The 20,507-nt window shown below is 60.3% G+C and carries 22 protein-coding genes; 14 read left to right on the forward strand and 8 right to left on the reverse strand.

What is annotated here, in order from left to right:
* The first annotated feature begins 38 nt into the window (after positions 1–38).
* The 4 genes from ACN0SO_RS11820 (at position 39) to ACN0SO_RS11835 (ending at position 3,597) form a co-directional block, all read left to right on the forward strand.
* Positions 39–605 carry a peroxidase-related enzyme gene (locus ACN0SO_RS11820; RefSeq protein ID WP_417677843.1) on the forward strand — a complete coding sequence of 189 codons (567 nt, stop codon included), beginning with the start codon at positions 39–41 and terminating at the stop codon, positions 603–605.
* 92 nt (positions 606–697) lie between these two features.
* Positions 698–1,648, forward strand: a complete 951-nt coding sequence (argC, locus tag ACN0SO_RS11825) for an N-acetyl-gamma-glutamyl-phosphate reductase (RefSeq protein ID WP_417677845.1) — start codon at positions 698–700, stop codon at positions 1,646–1,648.
* A 48-nt stretch (positions 1,649–1,696) separates the two neighbouring features.
* Positions 1,697–2,302 carry a 3-isopropylmalate dehydratase small subunit gene (leuD, locus tag ACN0SO_RS11830; protein ID WP_417677847.1) on the forward strand — a complete coding sequence of 202 codons (606 nt, stop codon included), beginning with the start codon at positions 1,697–1,699 and terminating at the stop codon, positions 2,300–2,302.
* 422 nt (positions 2,303–2,724) lie between these two features.
* Positions 2,725–3,597, forward strand: coding sequence for a sulfite oxidase heme-binding subunit YedZ (locus ACN0SO_RS11835; RefSeq protein WP_417677849.1), 873 nt, complete (start codon positions 2,725–2,727; stop codon positions 3,595–3,597).
* A gap of 225 nt (positions 3,598–3,822) precedes the next feature.
* Here the strand turns inward: ACN0SO_RS11835 and ACN0SO_RS11840 are convergent, their stop codons facing one another.
* Both ACN0SO_RS11840 and ACN0SO_RS11845 read right to left on the reverse strand, forming a co-directional pair.
* Positions 3,823–4,287 (reverse strand): cyclic nucleotide-binding domain-containing protein, encoded by a 465-nt coding sequence (locus tag ACN0SO_RS11840; RefSeq protein WP_417677851.1) that lies wholly within the window; start codon positions 4,285–4,287, stop codon positions 3,823–3,825.
* Between the two features lie 67 nt (positions 4,288–4,354).
* The gene (locus ACN0SO_RS11845; RefSeq protein ID WP_417677853.1) at positions 4,355–5,038 is read right to left on the reverse strand and encodes a response regulator transcription factor; all 684 of its coding nucleotides are present in this window, start codon (positions 5,036–5,038) and stop codon (positions 4,355–4,357) included.
* Positions 5,039–5,240: 202 nt separating this feature from the next.
* Here ACN0SO_RS11845 and ACN0SO_RS11850 point away from each other — a divergent pair, with 202 nt between their 5' ends.
* From ACN0SO_RS11850 to ftsY, 5 genes are all read left to right on the forward strand, one after another.
* The gene (locus tag ACN0SO_RS11850) at positions 5,241–5,768 is read left to right on the forward strand and encodes a L,D-transpeptidase family protein (protein ID WP_417677855.1); all 528 of its coding nucleotides are present in this window, start codon (positions 5,241–5,243) and stop codon (positions 5,766–5,768) included.
* Positions 5,769–5,865: 97 nt separating this feature from the next.
* Entirely contained in the window at positions 5,866–6,759 is an 894-nt protein-coding gene (locus ACN0SO_RS11855; RefSeq protein ID WP_417677857.1) for a neutral zinc metallopeptidase, read from the forward strand.
* 154 nt (positions 6,760–6,913) lie between these two features.
* The gene (gene dapF / locus ACN0SO_RS11860) at positions 6,914–7,792 is read left to right on the forward strand and encodes a diaminopimelate epimerase (RefSeq protein ID WP_417677859.1); all 879 of its coding nucleotides are present in this window, start codon (positions 6,914–6,916) and stop codon (positions 7,790–7,792) included.
* Positions 7,789–9,057, forward strand: a complete 1,269-nt coding sequence (mtaB, locus tag ACN0SO_RS11865; RefSeq protein ID WP_417677861.1) for a tRNA (N(6)-L-threonylcarbamoyladenosine(37)-C(2))-methylthiotransferase MtaB — start codon at positions 7,789–7,791, stop codon at positions 9,055–9,057. The genes dapF and mtaB overlap by 4 nt, the downstream gene beginning before the upstream one ends.
* Positions 9,058–9,083: 26 nt before the next feature.
* Entirely contained in the window at positions 9,084–10,373 is a 1,290-nt protein-coding gene (ftsY, locus tag ACN0SO_RS11870) for a signal recognition particle-docking protein FtsY (RefSeq protein ID WP_417677863.1), read from the forward strand.
* Between the two features lie 69 nt (positions 10,374–10,442).
* On the opposite strand, the gene ACN0SO_RS11875 is transcribed toward ftsY, so the two are convergent.
* Positions 10,443–11,066 (reverse strand): hypothetical protein, encoded by a 624-nt coding sequence (locus ACN0SO_RS11875; RefSeq protein ID WP_417677865.1) that lies wholly within the window; start codon positions 11,064–11,066, stop codon positions 10,443–10,445.
* A 392-nt stretch (positions 11,067–11,458) separates the two neighbouring features.
* On the opposite strand from ACN0SO_RS11875, the gene ACN0SO_RS11880 reads away from it, so the two are divergent.
* Complete coding sequence (locus ACN0SO_RS11880) at positions 11,459–12,505, forward strand: IS110 family transposase (RefSeq protein WP_417676329.1); 1,047 nt, start codon at positions 11,459–11,461, stop codon at positions 12,503–12,505.
* Positions 12,506–12,854: 349 nt separating this feature from the next.
* Here the strand turns inward: ACN0SO_RS11880 and ACN0SO_RS11885 are convergent, their stop codons facing one another.
* The 3 genes from ACN0SO_RS11885 to gloB all read right to left on the reverse strand — a co-directional run bounded on the left by ACN0SO_RS11885 (position 12,855) and on the right by gloB (position 14,484).
* On the reverse strand, positions 12,855–13,175 hold the full coding sequence (locus ACN0SO_RS11885) for a hypothetical protein (protein ID WP_417677867.1): 321 nt from the start codon (positions 13,173–13,175) through the stop codon (positions 12,855–12,857).
* Between the two features lie 66 nt (positions 13,176–13,241).
* On the reverse strand, positions 13,242–13,700 hold the full coding sequence (locus ACN0SO_RS11890) for a cupin domain-containing protein (RefSeq protein WP_417677869.1): 459 nt from the start codon (positions 13,698–13,700) through the stop codon (positions 13,242–13,244).
* A 4-nt stretch (positions 13,701–13,704) separates the two neighbouring features.
* Positions 13,705–14,484 (reverse strand): hydroxyacylglutathione hydrolase, encoded by a 780-nt coding sequence (gene gloB / locus ACN0SO_RS11895; RefSeq protein WP_417677871.1) that lies wholly within the window; start codon positions 14,482–14,484, stop codon positions 13,705–13,707.
* Positions 14,485–14,617: 133 nt separating this feature from the next.
* Here gloB and ACN0SO_RS11900 point away from each other — a divergent pair, with 133 nt between their 5' ends.
* Positions 14,618–15,406 (forward strand): class I SAM-dependent methyltransferase, encoded by a 789-nt coding sequence (locus ACN0SO_RS11900; protein ID WP_417677873.1) that lies wholly within the window; start codon positions 14,618–14,620, stop codon positions 15,404–15,406.
* On the opposite strand, the gene metW is transcribed toward ACN0SO_RS11900, so the two are convergent.
* Together metW and metX are read right to left on the reverse strand one after the other, a co-directional pair.
* A complete protein-coding gene (gene metW, locus ACN0SO_RS11905) occupies positions 15,403–16,035 on the reverse strand; it encodes a methionine biosynthesis protein MetW (RefSeq protein ID WP_417677875.1) in 633 nt (210 codons plus the stop codon). The two genes, ACN0SO_RS11900 and metW, sit on opposite strands and share 4 nt — an antisense overlap.
* 1 nt (position 16,036) lies before the next feature.
* Positions 16,037–17,233 (reverse strand): homoserine O-acetyltransferase MetX, encoded by a 1,197-nt coding sequence (metX, locus tag ACN0SO_RS11910; protein ID WP_417677877.1) that lies wholly within the window; start codon positions 17,231–17,233, stop codon positions 16,037–16,039.
* A 315-nt stretch (positions 17,234–17,548) separates the two neighbouring features.
* Here metX and ACN0SO_RS11915 point away from each other — a divergent pair, with 315 nt between their 5' ends.
* Genes ACN0SO_RS11915 through ACN0SO_RS11925 form a run of 3 tightly spaced genes read left to right on the forward strand, consistent with a single transcriptional unit; the run spans position 17,549 to position 20,503 of the window.
* Positions 17,549–18,424 carry a chorismate mutase gene (locus ACN0SO_RS11915; RefSeq protein WP_417677879.1) on the forward strand — a complete coding sequence of 292 codons (876 nt, stop codon included), beginning with the start codon at positions 17,549–17,551 and terminating at the stop codon, positions 18,422–18,424.
* Positions 18,421–19,557, forward strand: a complete 1,137-nt coding sequence (gene hisC / locus ACN0SO_RS11920; RefSeq protein WP_417677881.1) for a histidinol-phosphate transaminase — start codon at positions 18,421–18,423, stop codon at positions 19,555–19,557. Before ACN0SO_RS11915 ends, hisC begins: the two co-directional genes overlap by 4 nt.
* Positions 19,558–19,579: 22 nt before the next feature.
* Positions 19,580–20,503, forward strand: a complete 924-nt coding sequence (locus tag ACN0SO_RS11925) for a prephenate/arogenate dehydrogenase family protein (RefSeq protein WP_417677883.1) — start codon at positions 19,580–19,582, stop codon at positions 20,501–20,503.
* Positions 20,504–20,507: the final 4 nt, after the last annotated feature.

A 20,507-nucleotide genomic window follows, 5' to 3' on the forward strand; every position in this document is an offset into this window, starting at 1 on the left:
AACCGAATTAAAACGACGTCTGCGACGGGGAGATAAACGTGACGGACAAACCGACGGCTCTTGAAATTGAGGCAACTGCACCGCTGAGCGAAAAGACACAGGCCTATTTTGATTTATGCCAGGAGAAACTTGGCCTGGTTCCGAATGTTCTGAAAGCCTATGCCTTCGATGAAGCGAAGCTCAGGGCCTTCACGGATATGTACAACGACCTCATGCTGGCGGAATGCGGACTGTCGAAACTTGAGCGTGAAATGATTGCCGTTGCGGTATCTTCCGTCAATCGTTGTTTTTATTGCCTGACCGCTCATGGCGCCGCCGTCCGCGAACTCTCCGGAGATCCGATCCTCGGCGAGCTCATGGTCATGAACTACCGGGTAGCCGATCTTTCCACGCGCCACCGTGCCATGCTCGATTTCGCTGTCAAGTTGACCGAACGGCCCGCGGAAATTCTGGACGCCGACCGCCAGGGCCTGCGCGATGCCGGATTTACCGACCGGGACATCTTTGACATCGCCTCCGTCGCCGCTTTCTTCAACATGACCAACCGGGTCGCGGCGGCGACCGACATGCGCCCCAATCATGAGTATCACTCAATGGCGCGTTGAGTTCGTGCACCCCTAATAACGGTGACATTTTCACCGATTGGGTGTATGAGGCACGGGTTTTCGCGAGAAACGCAGGAGAGGGAGCCGGGACGATGGTCGCGCGGGTATTCATTGATGGCGAAGCAGGTACGACGGGTTTGCAGATCCGTGAACGCCTCGCCACGCGCCCGGACATCGAACTTCTGTCGATCCCGGAGCACCTGCGCAAGGACTCAAGCGCCCGCGCGGACCTTCTGAATTCCGCCGATGCCGCCATCCTGTGCCTGCCGGACGATGCCGCTCGGGAAAGCGTGTCGATGATCGAAAGCGACACGACCCGGGTCATCGATGCCTCGTCCGCCCATCGGGTGGCCGACGGCTGGACCTACGGCTTTGCCGAAATGGACAAGGACCAGACCGAAAAGATCAAGTCGGCCAAGCGGGTGACCAACCCGGGCTGCTGGCCCCAGGGCCTGATCGCCCTGATCCGGCCGCTGGTCGAGGCCGGTCTGCTGCCCGCGGACTTTCCGCTGACCTACAACGGCATTTCCGGCTATTCCGGCGGCGGCAAGTCCATGATCGCCGATTACGAGGCGGCCGGAACCGGCGCGAACATGTTCGCGCCCTACGGACTGACCTTCAATCACAAGCATCTGCCGGAAATGCAGCGCTATTCCGCGCTGACCTCCACACCGCTGTTCACACCGTCGGTGGGCAACTACTACAAGGGCATGCTGACCTGCGTGCCGCTGCAGTTGTCGACGCTTGACAAGGTGCCGACAGGCGCGGACCTGCACGCGGCCATCGCCGACCATTTCGCCGGCATTTCCGGCGGCTTCGTCGAGGTCGCGCCGCTCGCCCAGCTCGACCGGATGCCGGACCTCGACCCGCAAGCGCTGAACGACACCAACAGCATGCGCCTGCATGTCTTTGCCAACGACACGCGGGCGCAGGCCTGCCTGATCGCCGTCTACGACAATCTCGGCAAGGGCGCGTCCGGCGCCGCCGTGCAGAACCTCAACCTGATGCTGGGCGTCGACGAGGCCACCAGCCTGGCCGCCTGAGCGCACCAACCGGCCGAATAAAGACAAGAAACCACTGGAGTAATCGCCTTGGAAAAGTTCGAAACGCTGACCGGTGTCGCAGCACCGCTGCCGATCATCAACATCGACACGGACATGATCATTCCGAAGCAGTACCTGAAGACGATCAAGCGCACCGGCCTCGGCACCGCGCTGTTCAGCGAAATGCGTTATAACGAGGACGGCTCGGAAAACCCGGACTTCGTTCTGAACAAGCCCGCTTACCGGGATGCCAAGATCCTGGTCGCCGGCGACAACTTCGGCTGCGGCTCTTCGCGCGAGCACGCCCCTTGGGCGCTTCTCGACTTCGGCATTCGCTGCGTGATCGCCACGTCCTTCGCCGACATCTTCTACAACAACTGCTTCAAGAACGGCATCCTGCCGATCCAGGTCTCCGAGGACGAGCTGGAAAAGCTCATGGACGACGCTTCGCGCGGGTCCAACTCCACCATGACCATCGACCTTGAAAACCAGGTGATCAAGGGGCCGGACGGCGGCGAGATCTCCTTCGAACTCGATCCCTTCCGCAAGCATTGCCTCATGAACGGTCTGGACGACATCGGCCTGACCATGGAAAAGGCACCGAAGATCGACGCTTACGAAACGAAGTTGGCCGAAGCCCATCCCTGGGCCTGAGCGGAACGATAAACCCGATTTCGTCATTGCACGGATTGGGTGATTTAAATACAACCACGCCCCTTGCTCCATTCTGCCCCCTAGAGGGGGATAGAGATCACAAATTGAGCGACATCGTTGGCGACAGGTACCAGGTTACCTCTCCCGTTGGGAGAGGTCGGAGCAAAGCTCCGGGTGAGGGGGCAAGACTATCCGTATCCCTGAGGGTTTCGCGCCCCTCACCCCAACCCTCTCCCAATGGGAGAGGGAGCCGTGTTTCGCCAAATACGATTACCCTGCCCCTCAAGGGGGGAGACAGGGGCCGTGCCTTTTCCGGCTTTTGTTTTTTTACACGGTTGCTTCAAGCTCCGAACACCCGGCCATCACCGAGGCTTGAACAGGCTTTAGGTGAAAATTCGCTCATTGCCCTCTAAATGCAGGGCATGACAGTCGCTTCGACCCTGCTCCGCCATGCGCCCTGGACCGACCGGAAAGGTCGGCTTTCCCCGTTGCGGCTTGTGGTCTTTGTCGGCCTCTTTCTCCCTGCGGTCACGATCTTCGCCGATCTGATTTTCGGACCCATGCGTCCGGAACCCTTCGAATACGCGCTCCACGAAAGCGGCAAATGGGTCGTCCGTTTCCTGCTGCTTTCCCTGGCGATCACGCCGTTCCGCCGGATCCTTTCCTGGAACAGGCTGATCGGCGTCCGGCGGATGATCGGCGTCTCCGTGCTGTGCTATGCGCTCCTGCATCTGGGCTTCTACGCCGCCCAGGAGAACTGGCATCTCGGCAAGGTCGCGTCCGAAATCGTGTTGCGCATCTACCTGACCATCGGTTTTGTAGCCCTCCTCGGGCTGATCGGGCTCGGCGCGACCTCCTTCGATGCGGCCGTGCGCAAACTGGGACGCAACTGGACCCTCCTGCACAGGCTCGCTTATGTGATCGGTGTACTCGCCCTGATCCACTTCTTCCTGCAGGCCAAATCGGACGTCACCGAACCGACCTTGATGGCCGGACTGTTCCTCCTGCTGATGAGCTACCGGGTCGTCGGTGTGGCGAAACTGGATATTTCCCGCAGCTGGGTTCTAGCCCTGTGCGCAACTATCTCCGCGGCCCTGACCGCCGGCGTAGAATATGCCTGGTACGCCCTTGCCACCGGCATTCCGCCCAGGCTGGTTTTCCTGGCGAATTTTGATGTCGAGACCGCCATCCGTCCGGCCGTCTGGGTCGCGATCATCGGCATCGCCGTGGCAATGCTGCCTTTGATCCGTAAGGCTTTTGGAGGCATCGCACAGTTCAGACCCGCGAAGGCCTGACAACAGGTCTAACGCTCGACCTGTGGTAAAGTGGATTGGATCACCCGGACTTCGCCGTGTGATGACAGAGTGTGGGGAAGCGCAAAGACCTCTCCCCAGCGGGGTCATTGCCCGGCGCAGTCCGGGCAATCCACTCGCTTCGGCCAAACGGCAGTGCGATTAGAATTTTGTCAATCCGGTAGCGGCTTATGCAGAGGTGCCACCCCGTCTTCAGGTAGATAGCAATCAGCCGTCCTTGGTCCCGCGCAGGCCTCTGGACTGGTTGATCTTTTCCAGGTCCGCCATGCGTTCGCCGATCGGGGCAAGCGCACTGGCCGTCGTCTGGAACCGGGCGGCATGGACTTCAAACAGCCGTCGGGCGAGTTCCGGAAATTCCATGATCATGCGCTTGAACAAGGCCCGGCGGATCCGGATCACGCGTACATCGCCGATCGCGACCGCGCGGCACGGGCGGATGGCATCCACCAGCAGGGCGCTTTCGCCGAGCAGGGTGCCGGGACCGGCGACATCCACATCCTCGTAGGTCTTCTTGGCGCGCTTCTTCTGCAAGGCGACTTCGCCGCTCGCGACCAGCAGGGCTCCGTCGGCCCGGTCGGCCTCGTCGAACAGCAACTGTCCGTCCCGGAAATCGGCACTTTCCGCGCTGAAGGCAAGCAGCCGCAATTGTTCGTCGGCAAAATCCGACAACATCGGGACCTTCTGCAAGATTGCGATATCTTGTGCGAGACTCATGCCTCAGATTTACGACCTTTCACGGTCAGGGCACAAGCTTATATCCACCGGCTTCTGTGACCAAAAGCTCCGCATTGGACGGATCGCGTTCGATTTTCTGCCTGAGGCGGTAGATATGCGTCTCCAGCGTGTGCGTGGTGACCCCGGAATTATAACCCCAGACCTCGTGCAGGAGAACGTCGCGGGTGACCGGCTTTTCGCCCGCCCGGTACAGGAATTTCAGGATCGAGGTTTCCTTTTCCGTCAGCCGAACCTTGGACCCCTTTTCGTCGAGCATGAGTTTGGCGGCGGGACGAAAGGAATAGCGACCGATGGAAAAGGTCGCGTCCTCGCTCTGTTCGTGCTGGCGCAGATGCGCCCGGATGCGGGCGAGCAGGACGGCGAACTTGAACGGCTTGGGAACGTAGTCGTTGGCGCCGGCTTCCAGCCCCAGGATCGTGTCGGAATCCGTGTCATGGCCGGTGAGCATGATGACCGGCGCCTTGAAGCCGTTCTTGCGCAGAAGCTTCACCGCTTCCCGGCCGTCGATGTCCGGCAGGCCCACATCCATCAGAAGCAGGTCGACATGCTCATCCTTGGCCATGGCGATCCCGCTTGCGGCCGAATCGGCCTGGATCGTTTCGAACTCGTCGTAGAGCGACAGCTGTTCGACAAGCGCCTCGCGCAGTTCGGTATCATCGTCGACAATCAGTATTGTGCGCGCGGTCATCGCTTAAGTCCTCGCCAGTCAAGCTTTTTCGCCCCGTAGTCGGCGGCAAGATAACACATGGGGTGTGGTGACGCCTTTGTGAAAGGGAATTTTTCGACATACAAGCGTTTGCTCGTCAATTCTTGTTCACGCGGGCTTTAGTCCCGGTTTATCAGGGCTTTGCCACAGACCTCGCGGCGACGAAAAACCGAAGGGCGCAGAGATGAAAAATCAGGTGCAATGCTTGGAAGTCCGCCAGTTGCCGTGGTTGAAGACCCGGGGCGTTCTGACCTTCGGAGGGATCACGGTTCCGTGTGCGTTGGGGAGATCCGGCGTGACCCATGCAAAGCGCGAGGGCGACGGGGCAACGCCTGCGGGCACCTTCGAGCTCTTGAATGTCTATTACCGGGCCGACCGCCAGCCCCGGCCGCGCACCGCATTGCCGCTCGAAGCGCTGGCGCCGATAGACGGCTGGTGCGACGACCCCGGCCATCCGCGCTACAACCGCCCGGTGGAATTGCCGTTTGCCGCAAGCCACGAGAAGATGTGGCGCGACGACCGGCTCTACGACATCGTCGTCGTGCTCGACTGCAACATGTATCCGGCGGCTCCGGGCAGGGGCAGCGCCATCTTCTTTCACATCGCCAGGGAAGATTACACACCGACGGAAGGCTGTATCGCCGTTTCGCCGGAGCACATACGCCTGATCCTGGCGCAGGTTTCTGTCGGCACCGTCATGACCGTTTCCTGATCCCAAGCCATCTCACGCCGCGTCTTTTTAAATTCAAGACACCGGTCTTTCCTGCTATCCAGAACGGAACGATCCCGAATGCAGGTGAAATACGCCCATGCGCTGGAAAGGCCGACGCCAAAGCAGCAACATTGATGACCGCCGCGGCAGGGGTAGCACGCCGCGTCTGCGCCTGCCGGCCGGACGCCGGGCACGGACCGGCGGCGGGCTGGGCCTGACCGGGATCCTGGTGGTTCTGGTCATTGCCTGGGTCACCGGCATCAATCCGCTAACCCTGCTGAGCGGCCTCGACGGCGGCGGTTACGACAGCCCGTCCTATGAGACCGGAACCCCGCAAACACCGGCCAATGACGAAGGTGCCCAGTTCGTTTCGGTCGTCCTCGCCGACACCGAGACCACCTGGGACAAGATCCTGGCGGAGCACAATGCGGACTACCCGGAGCCGACGCTGGTCCTCTTCTCCGGGTCCGTACCGTCTGCATGCGGTTATGCCAGTGCGGCCACCGGGCCGTTTTACTGCGGCGCGGACCGGAAGGTCTATATCGACCTGTCCTTCTACAAGCAGCTTGCCGACCAGCTGAATGCGCCCGGGGACTTCGCCCGCGCCTATGTTCTGGCCCATGAGGTCGGCCATCACATCCAGAACCTGCTCGGCATCCTGCCGGAATACCAGAAGGCCCGCCGCACCATGAGCGAGCGGGACGGCAACGCGCTCTCCGTCCGCGTCGAGCTGCAGGCGGACTGCTTTGCCGGGATCTGGGCGCATTTTGCCGCCCGCCAGAAGGGCTTCGTCGAGGAAGGCGACATCGAAGAGGCGCTGAACGCGGCCAGCCGTATCGGTGACGATACCCTTCAGAAACAGGCGCAGGGCTATGTGGTGCCCGACAGCTTCAACCACGGAACCTCCGCCCAGCGCGTCCGCTGGTTCAAACAGGGCTTCCGAACAGGCGACATCCGCTCCTGCGATACCTTCAACGCAAAGAACCTCTGATCCGGCCTTTACCGCAATTCAATCTCGGGCGCGTCTGCCACTGGTAATTTGCCCGGCTTTCCGCCATATAGGGGGCAATATCCCCTATAGGGGACACAACCCCCTTAATCTTTGACGAAATGACACCGACATGGCGCACAGGCCATTTTTAAAAATGAACGGTCTTGGCAACGACTTCCTGGTCTGGGATGCGCGTAACGAGCCGTTGCGCCTGACGCCGGATGTCATCGCCGCACTCGGCGACCGGAAATGCGGGATCGGTTTCGACCAGATGATCACGGTGGAACGATCGACCGCGGGCGTCGACGCCTTCATGCGGATCCATAATTGCGACGGCACCCAGGTGGATGCCTGCGGCAACGCCACCCGCTGCATCGGCCGCCTGTTGATGGAAGAAGCCGGCAAGGACGTCGCCTCCATCGAGACCAATGCCGGTCTGCTGCATGCCTTTGCGGGCACCACGCCGCGCATGGTGACCGTCGACATGGGCAAGCCGCGCCTGAACTGGGACCAGATCCCGCTGGCCGAGGAATTCGCCGACACGCGCGCCATCGAACTTCAGATCGGCCCGATCGACGAGCCGATCCTGCATACGCCGGCGGTCGTCAACATGGGCAATCCGCACGCGATCTTCTGGGTCGACGACATCGAGGCCTATGACCTCTCCCGCGTCGGCCCGCTTCTGGAGCGGCACCCGATCTTCCCGGAAGGCGCCAACATCTCGCTCGCCCATGTCTTTGCCGAAAATCAGATCCGGGTGAAGGTCTGGGAGCGCGGCGCCGGCCTGACCCGCGCCTGCGGCACGGCCGCCTGCGCCGTGGCGGTGGCGGCTGCGCGCGACGGCAAGGCCGGACGCAAGTCGACCATCCATCTGCCCGGCGGTCCGCTTGAACTCGAATGGCGCGAAAGCGACGGTCATGTCCTGATGACCGGACCGACGGAAGTGGAATTCGAAGGCGACATCGACCTCGACACCCTTGAATGGACCAGGACCGCATCGGGCGACCCGGCCGAAGGGGCCGCCGCCTCATGAGCATTGACGTCGTCACCTTTGGCTGCCGGCTGAATTCCTACGAATCCGAGGTCATGAAGCGCGAGGCGGAAGCCGCAGGACTGGAAGACGCGGTCCTGATCAACACCTGTGCCGTGACCAACGAAGCCGTGCGCCAGGCCCGTCAGGCCGTGCGCAAGGCCCGGCGCGACAATCCGAACGCCCGCATCATCGTGACCGGCTGCGCCGCGCAGACGGAAACCGCGACCTTTTCCGAAATGGAGGAGGTCGATCTGGTGCTCGGCAACACGGAAAAGCTGGAACGCAACTCCTACGCCCGGGTCGCGAATTTCGGCATCGAGGAAAGCGAAAAGGTGCGCGTCAACGACATCATGAGTGTCGAGGAAACCGCCGGCCACCTGATCGACGGGCTGGAAGGCCGTGCGCGCGCCTTCGTCCAGGTCCAGAACGGCTGCGACCATCGCTGCACCTTCTGCATCATTCCCTATGGCCGCGGCAATTCGCGGTCCGTACCCATGGGCGTGGTCATCGACCAGATCCGGCGCCTGGTGGAAAACGGCTACAATGAAATCGTCCTCACCGGCGTCGACATCACCTCCTACGGCGCCGATCTGCCGGGTGCACCGAAGCTCGGCACGCTGACGGCCAAGATCCTCAAGCTGGTGCCCGACCTGAAGCGCCTGCGCCTGTCCTCGATCGATTCCATCGAGGCCGACGAGGACCTGATGCGCGCGATCGCCGAGGAAGAGCGGCTGATGCCGCATTTCCATCTCTCGCTGCAGGCCGGCGACGACATGATCCTGAAGCGGATGAAGCGCCGCCACCTGCGCGCCGACACCATTCGATTTTGCGAAGATGTGCGCCGGATGCGTCCGGACGTGGTCTTCGGCGCCGATATCATCGCCGGCTTTCCGACCGAGACCGAGGAGATGTTCGAAAACTCGCTCCGGATCGTCGACGAATGCGGCCTGACCCATCTGCATGTGTTTCCCTTTTCGCCGAGGCCCGGTACGCCGGCGGCGCGCATGCCTCAGTTGTCGCGCCAGCTCGTCAAGGAACGCGGCGCCCGGCTTCGGGCGAAGGGGGAAGAGGTCCTTGGCCTTCATCTGGCAGGCGAAGTCGGCAAGATCCGACCGGTCCTGATCGAGAAGGAAGGCCTCGGACGCACCGAACAATTCACGCAAGTGGAACTTTCCGGCGGCAGTGCCGGCGACATCCTGACCACCCGGATTACCGGACATACCGGCCGCCATCTCCTGGGCGAGGTCCTTTCCAGGGCGGCCTGACGGCTCAAACAGATCAAGGCGGGGAAATGAGCGAAAAGAAACGCGGGTTCCTGGGTCGGCTTTTCAGCGGCAAGGACAAGAACGAGACGCCGGAAGCCGAAAGGATTGATACGCCCGCCGAGAGCCCGGCTTTCGACGCATCCCGATCCGAACCGGAGCCGGCCGATACCGGTTTCGATGCGGCACCCGACCTGACGGAGCAGCCCGCAGAACCGCCGATCGCCGAAGAAACGCTTTTTACCGGCATCGGTGCAGAGGAAACTCTTGAACCGGATCTCTCCGAAAGCCTGAACGAACCGGCCGAACCCCAGGCTGACGTTCCCGAAACGCCTGTCATTGCGCCCGTCGCGACGGACGTACTGGTGGACACGCCACCGGCCGAACCGGAAGACAAGCCGAAACCCTCCTGGTTCCAGAAGCTGAAAAGCGGGCTGTCCCGCTCGTCCTCCGCGCTGACCGACGGTATTTCGTCGATCTTCACCAAGCGCAAGCTCGACGCCACCATGCTGGAGGAGCTGGAAGACGTGCTCATCCAGGCCGACCTCGGTGTCGATACCGCCATGGCGATTACCGACCGTCTGTCGCAAGGGCGCTACAACAAGGAAATCGAGCCGGAAGAGGTGCGCGCGATCCTGTCGGAAGAAGTCGAGAAGGTGCTGGAACCTGTCGCCCATCCGCTCAACCTCGACACGGGGCGGAAGCCGCATGTGGTCCTGATGGTCGGCGTCAACGGAACCGGCAAGACCACCACCATCGGCAAACTGTCGCAGAAACTCGCCGGCGAGGGCAAGAAGGTCATGCTCGCCGCCGGCGACACGTTCCGTGCGGCCGCCGTCGAACAGCTCAAGATCTGGGGTGAGCGCACCGGCGCGGAAGTGATTGCCCGCGATACCGGTGCGGATGCCGCAGGTCTCGCCTTCGACGCCATGAAGGAAGCGAAGGACAAGGCGGTTGACGTGCTCCTGATCGACACCGCCGGCCGGCTTCAGAACAAGGCCGAGCTGATGGACGAGCTGGAGAAGGTCATCCGCGTCATCAGGAAACACGACCCGGAAGCGCCCCACACGGTTCTCCTGACGCTCGATGCGACCACCGGCCAGAACGCCTTGAACCAGGTGGAAATCTTCGGCAGGGTCGCCGGCGTGACCGGCCTCGTCATGACCAAGCTCGACGGCACCGCCCGCGGCGGCATCCTCGTCGCCATCGCCGCCAAGCATGAACTGCCGGTGCATTTCATCGGCGTCGGCGAAGGCGTTGACGATCTGGAACCGTTCTCGGCCAAGGATTTCGCCAACGCGATTGCCGGGCTGGCTTGAATCCGGTTGATCTCAGATTATCGTTCCCGCGAATTAACAAGCGTTATTAGCTTAATTTAACGTGGTGATTTAGATCATTTCCATAATAAATTTATCAAATCTACTCAATCCAGGGTCTTTTCTTCTCATCAATTCAAACCTTCTTCTGTTTATCTCTTCTTCAATATTCTCAAATCCTAATATTTTTTCAATTGCAATTGATCTCATAGCTCTCATGAAATGAACCGGGCTGTGCATCCAAGCATTACTGTCGTCACTTGAAAGTATTTCATTTGCGGAAACAATTGATGAATACTTTTTCAAATATAGTTCACCTACCTGTTCATATAGGCTCATCATTGAATTGACAACTGGTTCAACTTGATCCCCAGAAGCAATCTCCCAAAGTTTGTATTCGCCAACGGATAGATTTCCAAGCTCTACGCCTAGGGAAACTGTTTTTTTCTTCATCTTTTCAGATATAAAATCATCACAGGAGTTTATCATATCCTCAACGTTATCAAATCTTATCAAAACGCTCATTGCTACTTGAAAATCATCCTTATGATTTATAGTTGATAAATGCACACCCTCCCAACCATTATTATTATATCGATGAAATATATGTCCTTTTGGCTTTTTATTATAGCCGTATTTAGCCAATCTCTCACCCAAGCACTTAAATAACTTCGACTTGTTTTCTTTATTGCTCATCAATCGATCCGAATAGTTTTGATCAGCTCCACATAAGTCGGTCCGCCGTTATGTTCAGCAAAATGGGGGATTCTGGATGGGGGAGGATCAGTCGTGGCGAAGCAAATCGCTGCGCCGAAAGATGATCAGGCCCGGTTTCAGTCCCTCTTTGCCGGTGATGAATGCCATAACGCCTCACTCTATCCAGAGGTTGCACAGATAATAATATAAAATCTTTAATAATAACAGTTATTTATATAAAATATGTCATCCTTGCGAAGGCAGGAATCCAGTAATCACAGAGGCTTGTTGCTTTGCGCCGGAGTTCACAGAGTACTGTTGGGGTGGACGGCCCCTACGGCATCGATGTGCCAGAATGAGGTTGTTACCGATCTCAAACGATGGAGCCGTCCATGAGGGATATTATTCGAGTTGGTATGGATACGTCCAAGACTGTTTTTCAGCTGCATGGGGTGGACGTTAGCGAGCAGCCGGTGTTGCGGAAGCGGCTTCGCCGTCGTCAGGTTCTCGACTTCTTTGCCGGGTTGCCTCCGGCGCAGGTGGGCCTTGAGGCCTGTGGAGCCTCGCATTATTGGGCTCGGGAGTTACGGAAGTTGGGGCATGAGGTCGCGCTGATCCCGCCGCAATACGTCAAGCCCTATGTGCAGCGGAGCAAATCGGACGCGGCGGACGCGGAAGCGATCTGTGAGGCGATGAGCCGTCCGAAGCTGGCCAAGAGCTTCGTGGCCGTCAAGAGCCCTGAGCAGCAGGCGGCGCAGATGCTGGCTAAGCTGCGCACGCAGTTCCTTGGTCGGCGCACACAGCTTTCCAATTCGATCCGTGGGTTTGCAGCGGAGTTCGGTTTGGTTGCCCCGAAGGGCCTGTTCCAGATCAACCGGCTTGTTGATCAGATCCGTGCGGACGAGACACTGCCGGAGATGGCACGGGATATGTTCGAAACGCTGGTGCGTGATTACACACGGGTCGACGAGGAAATCGCCGAGCTCAATGCAAAGCTGCGGAAGCTCCACCGTGCCGATGAACTCAGCCAGCGGCTGGCCGGCATCCCGGGCATTGGTCCGGTTGGCGCGACCCTGCTGGCGATCAAGGTGTGCGATGCGCAAGCCTTCAAATCGGGGCGCGATTTCTCTGCCTGGCTCGGCCTGACGCCGAAAAACCATTCCACGGCAGGCAAGAACCGGCTCGGTGTGATCACCCGCGCCGGGGACGAGATGCTGCGCGCCACACTGGTTGCCGGAGCAAGCGCGGTCCTGTTGCAAGTGCGGCGGGGACGGATGAAAACCCTCTGGCCCTGGCTGGACAAGCTGTGCGCGCACAAGCCCCATAAGCTGGCTGCCGTCGCGCTCGCCAACAAGCTGGCGCGCATCGCCTGGAAGCTGATGGTCAGCGGCGAAACCTATCACCCGCGGTCACCGAAGGAGCAACCGGTGCTCGCCTGACGATAGACAAAACACTTGCCCCGGCCAAAGACAGGCTGGCGCCACAGAGGAACTTGCAAGGGAAGATGAGAAGGTGTGTTCGGTCGAACCGAGGCGGATGGGAAATACCGTGGGATCCAGTGGCGGCTTCAAGGCCGATATCGCTGTACTGTTTGGATCCCATCCGCTGCGGAACCCATCTTGGCCAGCGGCAAAACGGCCGCAAAGCAGGCCGTACATATGACCGCAAGCGATCCGGAACACCTGAGAACTTCAACCTTGCAACCACGGGGCCGTCCACATATGGATCCCGGTCGCGCTTCGCTCCAAACCGGGATGACAAAAACGTATGGTGCAGGAAGGCCTCTCCTCAATACCTGACCGGGCAGATATATTTCGAATAGACCCAGCCGCGCGGACCGGAATAGCTCTGGTCCTGCAGGCTGTTGAGCACAATCACTTGCCGCCAGCCGCGCTCGCCATAAGGGTCTGTTGAAATCATGAACGTATCCGGCCCAAGCCGGGCGATTTCCGGACACCGGCTCGAACCGCAGGATCGGAGCGACAGGAAATTGTCGCCGTAAGGGTCGAGATTACAGGTGACGAAATATTCGCCCGAATAGGCGAGGGCCGCATTGGATGTGCCCAGCGCCAGTAGTGCCGCAATGATGAATGAAGACAGAAGTTTCATCACAATCTCGCCTCCGCTTTCGTCCAAACAAACTACGCGGTGACCGTCATCTTTCATTGAGCAAGGTCAAGCTGATCCCCACCCCGGCTCCCAGCCTTCCGGCGCCATTTCGAAGCCCTCGAACTGAAACCCGGGCGCGACCGTGCAGCCAACAAGGGTCCAGGCGCCCAGGGACCGCGCCTGCTGCCATCCGTCCCGGGGGACAATCCCTTGCGGGCGCTGGCCGGCGGCCAGATCGGCGCCGAGAGTCAGGACATCCACCGCCTTGCCATCCGGGCTGATCGAAAGTTCCAGTGGAGCCCCGGCGTAATGGTGCCAGGTCTCCACCGCATCGACCTTGTGCCAGCGGGACGTCACGCCTTCGGGCAGAAGGAAATAGATCAGCGTCGAGGCTGCTCGACCATTTGCGTCCGTGACTTCGTCCCGGAAGGTCTCGACATAGAACCCGCCTTCCGGATGCGGCTGCATCTTCAGAAGATCGACGACCTGAACGGCCGTCAGATCGCTTTTCGTCGGGCCGGGCATCGGATTACGCGTTGTCCTTGCGTGTCCGGATTTCGGCGAAGACATCCGCATCGGACGCACTTTCCAGCCCAAGGTTCTTGCGGATGCCAGGATCGTTCGCCCGCAGGAACGGGTTCGTCGCCAGTTCCTGGCTCATGGTGGTCGGCACGGTCGGTTTGCCTGAATACCGCAGGGTGTCGACTTCGGCGGCGCGTTTTTTCAGCGCCTCGTTTTCCGGATCGATGGTCAGCGCGAACTTCGCATTCGCTGCAGTATATTCATGACCGCAATAGATCGTGGTGTCGGCGGGCAGCTTCCGGATCAGCCGTGCCAGCGAAGCCCACATCATTTCCATATCGCCCTCGAACACCCGGCCGCAGCCGAGCGAGAACAGGGTGTCGCCGGTATGGGCGACCTTGAGGGAGGGGATGTACCAGGAGATCTGGTCGAGCGTATGCCCCGGCGTTGCGATCGCCTTGATCTCGAACGGTCCGGCGAGAATGTCGTCATCGTCTTCCACGGTCTTGTCGAGACCGGAAATTACCTCCCGCGATCGTTCGGGCCCGGTCACTGTCGCCATGGTCTTTTGCTTCAGCTCGGAAAGCCCCTGGACGTGGTCCCAGTGATGGTGGGTGATGAGAATATCGGTCAGCTTCCAGCCGGTTTCCTCCAGAACCGCCAGATAGGGGGCCGCGTCCGGAACATCGATCGCGATGGTCGTGCCGCTGTCGGGATCGTGAATCAGGACGCCGTAATTGTCGGACAGGCAGGAAAACTGGCGGATTTCAACGTTGGATGCGGACATGAAACGAACCTTTGTCAAACGGTTGTCTAAACTCGGGCCAACAGTGACAAACTGCGCCGGACCCGACAAGTGCGAAACCCTTGCGAAACGATCCGGTTCACGTTTCAATCGCGCGACCTGAACGGAAGCCCGCATGTATCTCGACGTTGCCGATCTGAGAACCTTTTACGATCTGCCCATCGGCCGGCTTCTTCGGGTGCTGATCGGCGGACAGATCCGCACGTTCTGGCCGGACATGAAAGGCCGGAGCTTGCTGGGCATCGGCTACGCCGGGCCCTTCATGCGGCCCTACCTGCCAACCGCGGAACGCTGCATCGCCGCCATGCCGGCGCAGCAGGGCTGCGTTCCCTGGCCGCGGGAGGCGGACAACGCGGCAGCGCTCGTGGAAGATGACCGGCTGCCGTTTTCCGATGCGGCCTTCGATCGCGCGCTCGTGGTTCATGCGCTCGATCATTGCTCCAACCCCGGCGAACTGCTCCGGGAAACATGGCGCGTGCTGGCCCCCGGCGGGCGGATGATCGCCGTCGTGCCCAACCGGCGCGGACTGTGGTCCCAGTCGGAACTCTCGCCCTTCGGCTATGGCCGGCCTTATTCGCGCAGTCAGTTGAAGGCGCTTCTGCGCGGGTCTCAATTCGAGGTCATGGGCGATGCGGAAGCGCTGTTCATGCCGCCGACGCGCGCCCGTTTCGTCCTGCGCTCCGCACGAACCTGGGAAGGCATCGGACGGCGCTTCTGGCCGGCCTTTGGCGGCCTGCTGATCATGGAAGCGGAAAAACAGGTTTTCCGGGGGATACCGGCTGATGGCAAACGCCACCCGTTGCGCGTCCTGAAACCGGTCTTCATTCCCGATGGCGCACCGGCCGGCATGAAGCCGGTCCGGAACACGGCGGGAAATCCCGATCTCATGAAAGAGGCCGATTAGCGCTTCAACAGGAAAACTGCCTGTTCGGCCACGATGTTCCAGAACCACCAAGGAGCCTGGACCGAAATCTTGTTGCCCTGACCGTTCAAAATCACCGCATCGACGACCGTCGCATCCAGCTCCTCGCACAAGGCGATAAAGTCGCTGAGCGAACAGAAATGGATGTTCGGGGTGTCGTACCATTCGTACGGAAGATACTTGGTGACCGGCATCCGCCCCCGGAACAGGAGCTGTATGCGGTTGCGCCAAAAGGCGAAATTCGGAATCGAAACCAGCACCTGATCGCCGATGCGCAGGAGTTCCTGCAGGACGACTTTGGGATCGTAGGTCGCCTGCAGGGTCTGGCTCATGATGACAACGTCGAAAGCGCCGTCGGGATAGTCGGTGAGATCCTCATCCGCATCGCCCTGCACGACGGATAGTCCCCGTTCGACGCATTTGTTCACGCCTTCCTGGGATAGCTCCATTCCGCGCCCGTCCACCTGGCGTTCACGGACCAGAATATCGAGCAGGGCACCGTCGCCGCAGCCGATATCGAGCACCCTGGCACCTTCCGGAACAAATTCGGCCACCACGCGGTAGTCGCCGCGAACGTCATTTCCGATTGTCAGTTGGGATGTAATCGACATATCAGTCGCCCCCTCCCGGAGCCGGTATGCCGCGCGCGGCGGCAGCCCCGGTCACAAAGCCGCGAATGGTCGAAAACATTTCCGGCACGTTCAGCAGGAAGGCATCGTGGCCGCGGTCGCTCTCGACCTCCACGAAGGAGACATTCGCCGCTGCCGCGTTCAGCGCCTTTACCACTGCCTTGCTCTCCGACGTCGGAAACAACCAGTCCGACGTGAAGGACATGATGCAGAACCGGGTTTTCGTATCCTTGAACGCTTTCGAAAGCGTGCCGAATTCCTTTGCAAGATCGAAATAATCCATCGCCCGGGTCACATACAGATAGGAATTGGCATCGAACCGGTCGACGAAGGTCATACCCTGGTGCCGCAGGTAGCTCTCGATCTGAAAATCGGCATCGAAACCGAAGGTCAGGCTGTCCCGATCCTGCAGGTTACGGCCGAATTTCCGGTGCAGCGATTCGTCGGACATATAGGTGATATGCGCCGCCATACGCGCAACGGCCAGGCCTTTGGTCGGCCGCACGCCCTTTGAAAAATAATCCCCGCCGGCCCAGTTCGGATCGGCCATGATCGCCTGCCGGCCGACTTCGTGAAACGCGATGTTCTGCGAGGAATGGCGCGCGCCCGCGGCAATCGGAATGGCCGAAAACACCCGCTCCGGATAGCTCGCCGCCCATTGCAGCACCTGCATGCCGCCCATGGAGCCGCCCGCAACGGCGAACAGCGTGTCGATCCCCAGGTGATCGACCAGCCGGGCCTGCGCCCGCACCATGTCGCGGATGGTGACCACGGGCATGGCCAGTCCGTAAGGCTTTCCCGTTTCCGGATTCGTGCTCGCGGGGCCCGTGGTGCCGAGGCAACCGCCGAGCACGTTGGAGCAGATCACGAAATACTTGTCCGTATCGATCGGCTTTCCCGGACCGACCATGAGGCTCCACCAACCGGGCTTGCCGGTTATCGGATTGGTCGAAGCCACGTATTGATCGCCTGTCAGCGCATGACAGATCAGGATGGCATTGGACTTGTCCGCATTGAGCGTGCCGCAGGTTTCATAGGCAATCTGCCATGGTCCGATTTCGCTTCCCGAATCCAGCGGCAAAGCCTGGTCCGCTCCGAAACGGACACATTTGCTGGATGGCGAATTCGCCTCTAACAGAGGATCGGGTGAAGCGTCACTATCGGATATTTCCACGGCCATCTTAGTTGTTGCGAACTCGCTTGTTAGGTGTTCGAAAGGATTGTCAGGAGCGGTCACGCGCATTCACGGAGGCAGACCGCGCATCGCATGGATCATGCAATGCAAGAAGCGGTCCACTCGACAAGATGCGGGGCGGAGCGTCGGTCAGATGTTGCAATCCGAATTCAACTCGCCATAGACCATTGGTACAAACGACCTATGGGCGCCTTAGGGTCGGTGTCAATGTTTTCTTTTGCCTTTGTAGCGGCAGATGCCTATGACTATGCGCCGCAAACCATGGTGATACACGGACTTCAAAGAGGTTTCAGGCCAGTCATGAGCCAAACGCAAGATCACGTGACATCGCTGGATACGCTTCGCGCCCGAATCGACGAAATCGATGCCAGTCTGCACGAGGCGTTGATGGAGCGTGCCCGGATCATCGACGGGATCGTGGCGGCAAAACGGGCAAGTGGCGCCGATGGCGTCATGTTCCGGCCCGACCGGGAAGCCGACATGATGCGCCAACTGGTCGAGCGACATGAAGGCTCCCTGCCTTTGGCGATGATCGAGCACATCTGGCGCGACATCATCTCCACCTGCACTTTGCTGCAGGGAGCTTATACGGTTCATCTGGACGGCAGCGCCGATCTGGCCGAAATGCTCGATCTGGCACGCTTCTATTTCGGTTTCACCGTCGATCTGGAGCCTTGCGGCGATTCCGCCGATGTGGTCGGCTCCGTTGCCGCCTCTAAGGGCGATCTCGGCGTTGTTGCGCTCGAGGAGCGTTCCGAATTGCCCTGGTGGCGCGGCCTGAGCGACACCGGCGCGCAGATCATTGCCCGCCTGCCGTTCTTGATGATCGAGGAACGCCCCGCGGACCTGCCGGCACTGGTCATCTCGAGGGCGATCCCGGACGGCTCCGTTCCCGATACGCTCGTATTCGACGCCCGCTGGAATGGCGTCCTGCCGGGCCGCCTGATGGACCACGGCATCGAGGTCATCAGTTTCCACCGTTCGGCGAGCGGTGTGGATGCGCTTCTGGCGGTTTCCTCCGATCTGGATGAAGCCGCAATCCTGGCAGCCTGCGCCGAAGCCGGCGCGGAACCGGATGTATTGAGACAGGTCGGCGGCTACGCCTCGCCGATCGATGTGGAGGGAGACACGGATGAGGACTTCGCTTCCGAAGAACCCGCCGTCTCCGAAGGATGACCAAAATGACTGACGCAGCGATGGAAACGGAAAACGAGTCTTCAAACCGGCCGATGCCACGCCCCGGCGTGCTCGACATCGCGCCCTATGTCCCGGGCAAATCCAAGGCGACAGGCGGCGGAAAACTCTACAAGCTGTCCTCGAACGAAACCCCGCTTGGTGCCAGCAAAAAAGCCCAGGACGCCATCGCCCGCCTGGCCGGAACCCTGGAATTCTATCCCGACGGCGCCGCCACGGCCCTGCGGGAAGCCATCGGCGACGTCTACGGCCTGAATCCCGACCGGATCATCTGCGGTGCCGGATCGGACGAAATCCTGAGCCTGATCGCCTATGCCTATCTGGGCCCGGGCGACGAAGCGATCTATTCCCAGCATGGCTTCCTGGTTTACGAGATCGCCATCCGCGCGGCCGGAGCAACCCCGGTCGTGGCGCCCGAACAGGACCTCAAGACGGACGTCGATGCGATCCTGGCGAAGGTCACTGACAAGACCAAAATTGTCTTCATCGCCAACCCGAACAATCCGACCGGCACCTATCTGCCGTTCTCGGAAGTCCGCCGATTGCACGAAGGCCTGCCGTCGAACGTGGTTCTTGTCCTGGACGCTGCCTACAGCGAATACGTCCGCCGCAACGACTATGAAAGCGGCATGGAACTGGCGGCCACGACCGAAAACGTGATCATGACGCGGACATTCTCCAAGATCTACGGCCTGGCGAACCTGCGTCTCGGCTGGGGCTTCGGTCCGGCACATGTCATCGATGCGCTGAACCGCATTCGGGGACCGTTCAACGTCTCCGGCCTTGCCATCGCCGCCGGCATTGAGGCCGTCAAGGATCGGGCCTTTGTCGAAAAGGCGGTCGATCACAACGAGCAGTGGCTGCCCTGGGTGACGGAAGAGCTGGAAAAGCTCGGCCTGACCGTGACCCCCAGTGTCGGCAACTTCATTCTCATCCACTTCCCGGAAGTGGAGGGCAAGAAGGCGACCGATGCGGACGCCTTTCTGTCGTCGCGCGGCTGCGTGTTGCGTCTGGTGGGCAACTATGGCCTGCCGAATGCGCTGCGCATGTCGATCGGCAGCGAAGAAGCCAACAAGGCGGTCGTCGACTACCTCGCCGAATTCCTGAAGCAATAATCCGAACTGTGCTGTCTGTTTTATGTCCGAACCGCTTTTTGACCGCATTGCCCTGATCGGGATCGGCCTGATCGGCTCCTCGATTGCCCAGGCCGTCCGCACCCGCGGTCTTGCCCGCGAAATCGCGATTTCCACGCGCTCGCCGGAAACCCTTGCGCGCGCCGAGGAACTGAACCTGGGCGACAGCTATTCGCTGGACGCAGTCGATGCGGTCGAAGGCGCCGATCTGGTCGTCCTCTGTGTCCCTGTCGGCGCTTATGGCGCGGTGGCCAAGTGGATCGCCCCGTCCCTGAAGAAGGGCGCGATCCTCACCGATGTCGGTTCAACGAAAGCCTCCGTGGTCCGCGACGTCGGCCCCCATGTGCCCGAAGGTGTTCACTTCATACCGGGCCATCCCATTGCCGGCACCGAGCATTCCGGACCGGACGCCGGTTTTCCGACCCTGTTCGAAAACCGCTGGTGCATCCTGACGCCGCCGGAAGGAACGGATCCGGACGCATTGGCACGGTTGACGAAATTCTGGGAGGCCTGCGGCTCCAATGTGGACGTCATGGACGTTCAGCATCATGACCTGGTGCTGGCCATCGTCTCCCATCTGCCGCAGTTGATCGCCTACAACATCGTCGGTACCGCGGACGACCTGGAGACGGTCACCAAGTCGGAAGTGATCAAGTATTCCGCCTCAGGTTTCCGCGATTTCACCCGGCTCGCCGCCTCCGACCCGACCATGTGGCGGGATGTGTGCCTCAACAACAAGGACGCCATTCTGGAGATGCTGTCACGGTTCTCCGAAGATCTGTCGGCGCTCCAGAGGGCCATCCGTTGGGGCGACGGAGAATCTCTGTTCGATCTCTTCACCCGGACCCGCGGCATCCGCAAATCGATCATCGAGGCCGGCCAGGACACCGCTGCACCGGACTTCGGCCGTTCGCACGGATCGAAATAAGCCG

The organism is Roseibium sp. (assembly GCF_048260565.1).
Classification (GTDB): Bacteria; Pseudomonadota; Alphaproteobacteria; order Rhizobiales; family Stappiaceae; genus Roseibium.